Consider the following 7,078-nt stretch of genomic DNA (forward strand, 5'->3'; position numbering starts at 1 on the left):
GCGGCGCCCGGCGTCGCCCGATCAAGACGACGTGCTCGCCGCGGGCGGCGAAGCGGCGAGCGCACGCGGCGCCGATGCCGGTGCCTGCGCCGGTGATCGCGATCGTTCGGGGTGGCGGGTGCGTCATGTCATTCTCCGGAAGGGTGTCGTTTCCGGTCACTTTAGGCGGCGTCGACACACGCCGGTATCCGCCGAAAGGATGAACCTGTACCGGCCGGACGGCCGAGGGTTGCACGCGGCACCGGGCCGGCCGGATCTCGGCCATTTTGCAAAGGCTGACGATCATCGGCGCCGAATCGCTCTATCCTCCGTATTTTTGCGACAAGTCGCGAAAGCCCGGCAAAATGGCACGGGCGTCGCGCGGGCGAGCCCGCGCACCGGCGCGGCGCGCCGGCCGATTCCGTCGTGCAAGCGGAACGGCAGGCGGCGATATCGGCGTGAGCGTGCGCCGGATACGGATCCATCGCGTTCGCCGATCGCGCCTGTCGCGGCGGCGGATCGCCCGGTTGCGCATCGCGCGGCCGGACCATCGACAAGAGCAGGGAGGGGCCGGCAATGAGGCTGGACGACGAAAGAGAAAGCGTGAACGTCGAGGATCGACGCGGCGGCGGCGGGTTCGGCGGCGGGCGCGCGACGATCGGCATCGGCACGATCGTGGTGGCGCTGGCCGCATCGTATTTCTTCGGGATCGACCCCCGCGTCGTGCTTGAAGGCGCATCGGCGCTGCAGGGCCGGCAGCAGCAGGCGCAGCCCGCGCCCACGCAGCACCAGGGCGCGCCGGCGAACGATCCCGGCGCGGTGTTCACGCGCAAGGTGCTCGGCAATATCGAGCGCACGTGGACGGGCGTCTTCAACACCCAGTTGCATGCGCAGTACGAGGCGCCGAAGCTCGTGATGTTCACGAACTCGACGCCGACCGCGTGCGGCACCGGCCAGACCGCGATGGGGCCGTTCTACTGTCCGGGCGACCACAAGGTGTATATCGATCTCGGTTTCTATGACGAATTGCGCAAGCGGTTCGGCGCGGGCGGCGATTTCGCGCAGGCCTATGTCATTGCGCACGAAGTTGGCCATCACGTGCAGAACCTGCTCGGCATTTCCGACAAGGTCGATGCCGCGCGCCGCCGTTCGAGCCAGGCCCGCTCAAACGCGCTGTCGGTGCGGATGGAATTGCAGGCCGACTGCTTCGCCGGCGTATGGGCGAACAACGCGGAGCGCGCGAACCAGCGGCTGATGGAACCCGGCGATTTCGAGCAGGGACTGAAGGCGGCGGCCGCGATCGGCGACGATCGGCTGCAGCAGCAAGGCCAGGGCTACGTCGCGCCGGAAAGCTTCACGCACGGCACGAGCGAACAGCGCGTGTACTGGCTGCGGCGCGGGATGGAAGCCGGTGAAGTGAGCGCCTGCGACACGTTCGCCGCGAACGCGCACTGACGGAGCGGGCGCGCCACCCGCCGCCCGCTGACGAATTGCCGATTTGGGCTTACCGGCCCATTTCGGCGCCGGTAGGCTGGCCCGAACTTCGACGCGTTCGGCCGCCGGCCGCTCCCATCATGCCGACCTCATCCGTTCCCGCCGACCACGAAGCCGCCGACTGGCAGCGCGCGCTGCATGCGTGCGTCGCTGCGTTCGATGCATTCGCGAGCCCGTCCGCGATCGTGTTCTACCGGCTCGACCTGAGCGGCGAGCCGGCCGATTTCGAGCTGTTCGGGATGCCGGAGTCGATGCATCGCACCTACCTCGCGCGCTACCGGATGCTCGATCCGCTGCATCCGTCTCGCTGCGCGGCGGGCATTCGCGCGGTCGTGACGCTCGCTTCCCAATTGCCTGACGAAAGACGCGCCGCGTCCGCGTACTGGACCCGTTTCCTGCAGCGGCACGATGTCGCCGATGTCGTCGAGATCTGGCTGCGCGACGACGCGGGCCGCACGGTCGGCGCGTTTTCGCTGCTGCGCTTCGGAAAAGGCGATGCGAACGGCAACAGCACGGCGGGCCGGTTCGCGCCGGGCGAGGTCGACGCGCTTGCGCGGCTGCAGCCCGTTGCCGAAGCGGCGCTGGCCCCGCTGCTGCGTGCGCGGCGCGGGATTCACCGGATCGGCTGCGAGGAGCGGCTGACCTACCGCGAGGAACAGATCGCACGCCTCGTGCGCGACGGCCGCTCGAACAAGGAGATCGCACGCGATCTCGCGCTCGGGCAGCCGACCATCAAGACCCACCTGATGCGCATGTACCGGAAGCTCGGCGTGTCTAACCGCACGGAGCTGGTCGGCGTGTTGTTCCTGTAATTTTTCCGCCTCCGCCTCCGCCTCCGCCTCCGCCTCCGCCTCCGCCTCCGCCTCCGCGTTCACCTTCACGCCACGCCATTCATCCGACGATCGCGTGGCGTTCGCACGCCGCCCGTCCACGTTCCCGAGTCCCTCGCGTTTCGATCCCCCACGCGCTGCCAATTTGCGCTCACCGGGCGCGATTCCCCGCCGATACAGTGGTTCGACGCCCGCATGCCCACGCGCACGCGGCCCAGCCATGACAATCATCGAGACGCCCATGAGCACCACGAACTTCGTCGCCGTCAGCGACACCGTGCGCACCTTCGTTGCGCGCGATTTCGGCCTCTTCATCGACGGTGAAATGCAGCCCGCGCACTCGGCCGCGCGGCTCGACGTGTACGACCCGGCCACCGGCGAGCGACTCGCGACGGTCGCGGATGCCGACGCGCATGACGTCGATCGCGCGGTCGCGAGCGCGAAACACGCGTTCGACACCCGCGTATGGAGCGGACTGCGCCCGGCCGACCGCGAACGCATCCTGCTGAAACTCGCCGACCTGATCGAACGCGACACCGAAACGCTCGCGCAGCTCGAAACGCTGAACCAGGGCAAGTCGATCCACGTGTCGCGCGCGATCGAGGTCGGCGCGAGCGTCGAATACGTGCGCTACATGGCCGGCTGGGCGACCAAGATCACCGGCCAGACGCTCGACGTGTCGATCCCGTTCCCGCCCGGCGCGCGCTATACGGCCTATACGCGCAAGGAGCCCGTCGGCGTGGTCGCCGCGATCGTGCCGTGGAATTTCCCGCTGATGATCGCGGTGTGGAAGCTGATTCCGGCGCTCGCGGCCGGCTGCACGATCGTGCTGAAGCCGTCGCCGGAAACGCCGCTCACCGCGCTGCGCCTCGCCGAACTCGCCCGCGAGGCCGGTATGCCGCCCGGCGCGTTCAACGTCGTCACTGGCGGCCGCACATGCGGCGCCGCGCTGTCGAGCCACCCGTCGATCGCGAAGATCTCGTTCACCGGCTCGACCGCGACCGGCAAGCTGGTCGGCGCGGCGGCCGTGCAGAACATGACGCGCTTCTCGCTCGAACTCGGCGGCAAGAATCCGATCGTGATGCTCGACGACGTCGATGTCGCGCAGGCGCTCGACGGCGTCGCCGCCGGCGCGTTCTTCAACCAGGGGCAGGTGTGCGCGGCCGCGTCGCGCATCTACGTTCACCGCAGCAAGTTCGCGCAGCTCGCGGACGGCCTCGCCGGCGTCGCGCAGTCGATGAAGCTCGGCGCGGGCCTCGACACGACCGCGCAGATCAACCCGCTCGTCTCCGCGCACCATCGCGACAAGGTCGTCCAGCACATCGAAGGCGCGCGCCGCGCGGGCCTCACGTTCCTCGCTGGCGGCACGCCGGCCGATGACCTGCCCGGCTACTACGTGAAGCCGGCCGTGATCGCCGATCCGCATCCGGACAGCGCGATCGTGCGCGACGAGGTGTTCGGCCCGGTGATCGTCGTCGTGCCGTTCGACGATGCGGCCGACGCGGTGCGGCTCGCGAATGCGTCGCCGTACGGCCTCGCCGCGAGCATCTGGAGCAACGACCTGAAGCGCGTGATGAACCTCGTGCCGCAGATCGAGGCCGGCACCGTGTGGGTGAACTGTCACATCCCGCTCGATCCGTCGATGCCGTTCGGCGGCTACAAGCAGTCGGGCATCGGCCGCGAGTTCGGGCAATACGCGATCGAAGGCTTCACCGAAACCAAATCCGTCTGCATCGCGCACTGACGCGCGGCGCGAACGCCGACAACCTCGAACCCGAGCGATCGAGGTTCAACCGATCCGACAGTGGAGATTGCAATGAGCTACAACGAAGCGAAGTTCTGGCACCCGATGCTGCACCCGAACGAAATGAAACAGCGCAAGCCGATCCGCATCGTGCGCGGCGACGGCTGCTACGTGTTCGATGAAACCGGGCGGCAACTCGTCGACGGCGTCGCGGGCCTGTGGAACGTGAACGTCGGGCACAACCGCCAGGAAGTGAAGGACGCGATCGTGCGTCAGCTCGACGAACTCGAATACTTCCAGCTGTTCGACGGCATCTCGCATCCGCGCGCGGAAGAGCTGTCGAAGAAGCTGATCGACATGCTCGAACCGGAAGGGATGCGCCGCGTGCTGTACAGCTCGGGCGGCTCCGACTCGATCGAGACCGCGTTGAAGATCGCACGCCAGTACTGGAAGGTGCGCGGCCAGGCCGATCGCACGAAGTTCATCTCGCTGAAGCAGGGCTATCACGGCACGCACTTCGGCGGCGCGTCGGTGAACGGCAATACGGTGTTTCGCCGCAACTACGAGCCGAACTTGCCCGGCTGCTTTCACGTCGAGACGCCGTGGCTGTACCGCAACCCGTTCACGCAGGATCCGGAGGAACTCGGCCGGATCTGCGCGGAAATGCTGGAGCGCGAGATCCAGTTCCAGAGCCCCGACACGGTCGCTGCGTTCATCGCCGAACCGGTGCAGGGCGCGGGCGGCGTGATCGTGCCGCCGGCCAACTACTGGCCGCTCGTGCGCGAGGTGTGCGACCGCTACGGCGTGCTGCTGATCGCCGACGAAGTCGTGACGGGCTTCGGCCGCAGCGGCAGCATGTTCGGCAGCCGCGGCTGGGGCGTGCGCCCTGACATCATGTGTCTCGCGAAGGGGATCTCGTCCGGTTACGTGCCGCTCGGCGCGACGGCCGTGAACGCGCGGATCGAGGACGCATTCGCCGCGAACGCGGACTTCGGCGGCGCGATCATGCACGGCTACACGTACGCCGGGCACCCGGTTGCGTGCGCGGCCGCGATTGCGAGCCTCGACATCGTCGTGAAGGAAGACCTGCCGGGGAACGCGGCGAAGCAGGGCGCGTATCTGCTCGAAGCGCTGCGGTCGTTTCCGGAACGCTTCGCGGCGGTCGGCGAGGTGCGCGGCAAGGGGCTGATGCTCGCGCTCGATCTCGTCGCGAACAAGCAGACCCGCGAGCCGATCGACCCGCTGTCCGGCTATGCGAACGCGGTCGCGGAAGTGGCGCGCGAGCACGGCGTGCTGGTGCGTCCGGTCGGCACGAAGATCATCCTGTCGCCGCCGCTCGTGATCCAGCGCGAGCCGCTCGACCGGATCGTCGACGCGCTCGCGGCGGGTTTCGAGGGCGTGCCGTTCGCGTGAGGGGTGTGCTGTCGTGACCGCGTGAGCGCGTGACGACGAACCGGCGGTGGAGGGCGGGATAACCCGTTCCCCACCGCCGTTTTGCCGATTTGCGCTATGACCGAATTATTTTGCCTGCGTATTTTTTCGACATCGGATCGAGTTTGATCGACAGGGGCCCGGGGTCGACGCGCTGACGCGCTGCCCCGGGCTGACCGCGAAGCACGGAACGGGCACCGCAGCGGCGGCGCCGGCCGAAACAGGAAGGAGACGAGGATGTCGGGATGGTCTGGAGTGACCGGCGCCGCGGGAGAAACGCCCGCCGGTGCGCCGGCTGAAGCGGGCGGCGGGACGGTGCTGACGGCGGGCGCGGTCGGTTTTCCGACCGCGCTGGCGAGTGCCGTCGGCCTCATCATGGCGAGTCCGGTGATCCTCACCGCGACGTCGGGCTTCGGGATGGGCGGCTGGGCGTTCGCGGTCGCGATGATCATCGCGTTCGTGATGATGCAGGCGCAGGCGACGACGTTCTCCGAAGCCGCCGCGATGCTGCCGACGGCCGGCTCGGTTTACGATTACCTGTCGTGCGGGCTCGGTCGCTTCTGGGCGATCACCGGCACGATTTCCGCGTATTTCCTCGTACACGTGTTCGCCGGCACGGCGGAGACGATCCTGAGCGGCATCATGGCGCTCGTGAACTTCGAGTCGCTGAACGCCGCGCTCGAGAAGCACAACAGTTCGTGGCTCGTTGGCGTCGGCCTGGTGGTCACGTTCGCGATCACCAACATCATCGGCATCAAGGTGTTCAGCAAGCTCGAGATCGTGCTGACGGCCGGCATGTGGCTGTCGCTGATGATCTTCGGGATCCTCGGCCTCGCCGCGGCGCCCGCCGTGCATCTCGACGGCTGGTTCGGCGGCTCGGCAGTCGGCACGTCGGTGCCGGCCGTGCTGTCGCTGGTCGGGATGGCGATGTTCATGTTCGTCGGCTGCGAGTTCGTCACGCCGCTCGCGCCGGAAATGAAGGCGCCGGGCCGCACGATTCCGCGCGCGATGGCGCTCGGCCTCGTCGGCGTCGCGATCTGCATGTTCCTGTACGGCGCGGCGATCCGCCGCCAGGTCGCGAACGTGCCGGTCAGCCCCGACGGCCTGACGCACCTGCTCGACACGCCGGGCGCGATTCCCGCGTTCGCGCTGCAGGTGCTTGGGCCCTTCGGCCGCGTGTGGTTCGGCATCGCGTTCCTGTGCGCGGGCGCCGCGACGATCAACACGCTGATGGCCGGGCTGCCGCGCATCCTGTACGGGATGGCGATCGACGGCGCGCTGCCGCGCTGCTTCGCGTATCTGCATCCGCGCTTCAAGACGCCGGTGGTCGGCATCGTCGCGGCGGCGGTCGTGCCGATCGCCCACGCATGGCTGATCCACGGCAACCTCGACAGCATCCTGCACCTCGTGCTCGCCGCGACCTGCGCATGGGGCACCGCGTACCTGCTCGTCACCGCGTCGGTCGTGATGCTGCGCATCCGCCGTCCCGACCTGCCGCGCCCGTACCGTTCGCCGCTGTTCCCGCTGCCGCAGATCGTGTCGAGCGTCGGCATCGTGCTCGCGATCTGGTACATCACGCCGCCGGGCATGAACGCGCGCG

6 protein-coding genes are annotated in these 7,078 nt (G+C 68.4%); 5 read left to right on the forward strand and 1 reads right to left on the reverse strand.

Features of this window, described 5'->3' with window-relative positions:
* Nucleotides 1-286: SDR family NAD(P)-dependent oxidoreductase (locus F3J14_RS35955; protein WP_247682336.1), on the reverse strand; the 286-nt coding region annotated here is incomplete at its 3' end.
* 269 nt (nucleotides 287-555) lie between these two features.
* On the opposite strand from F3J14_RS35955, the gene F3J14_RS32715 reads away from it, so the two are divergent.
* The 5 genes from F3J14_RS32715 to F3J14_RS32735 form a co-directional block, all read left to right on the forward strand.
* Nucleotides 556-1,434, forward strand: a complete 879-nt coding sequence (locus F3J14_RS32715; protein ID WP_166726429.1) for a neutral zinc metallopeptidase — start codon at nucleotides 556-558, stop codon at nucleotides 1,432-1,434.
* Between the two features lie 119 nt (nucleotides 1,435-1,553).
* Nucleotides 1,554-2,285, forward strand: a complete 732-nt coding sequence (locus F3J14_RS32720; RefSeq protein WP_166726430.1) for a LuxR C-terminal-related transcriptional regulator — start codon at nucleotides 1,554-1,556, stop codon at nucleotides 2,283-2,285.
* A 259-nt stretch (nucleotides 2,286-2,544) separates the two neighbouring features.
* Nucleotides 2,545-4,047 carry an aldehyde dehydrogenase family protein gene (locus tag F3J14_RS32725; RefSeq protein WP_166726431.1) on the forward strand — a complete coding sequence of 501 codons (1,503 nt, stop codon included), beginning with the start codon at nucleotides 2,545-2,547 and terminating at the stop codon, nucleotides 4,045-4,047.
* Nucleotides 4,048-4,119: 72 nt separating this feature from the next.
* A complete protein-coding gene (locus tag F3J14_RS32730; protein ID WP_166726432.1) occupies nucleotides 4,120-5,460 on the forward strand; it encodes an aspartate aminotransferase family protein in 1,341 nt (446 codons plus the stop codon).
* Between the two features lie 255 nt (nucleotides 5,461-5,715).
* Nucleotides 5,716-7,078 (forward strand): APC family permease (locus F3J14_RS32735; RefSeq protein ID WP_166726433.1); only part of this gene is annotated, 1,363 nt, incomplete at its 3' end.

The organism is Burkholderia sp. Tr-862 (assembly GCF_011753085.1).
Taxonomy (GTDB): domain Bacteria; phylum Pseudomonadota; class Gammaproteobacteria; order Burkholderiales; family Burkholderiaceae; genus Burkholderia; species Burkholderia ambifaria.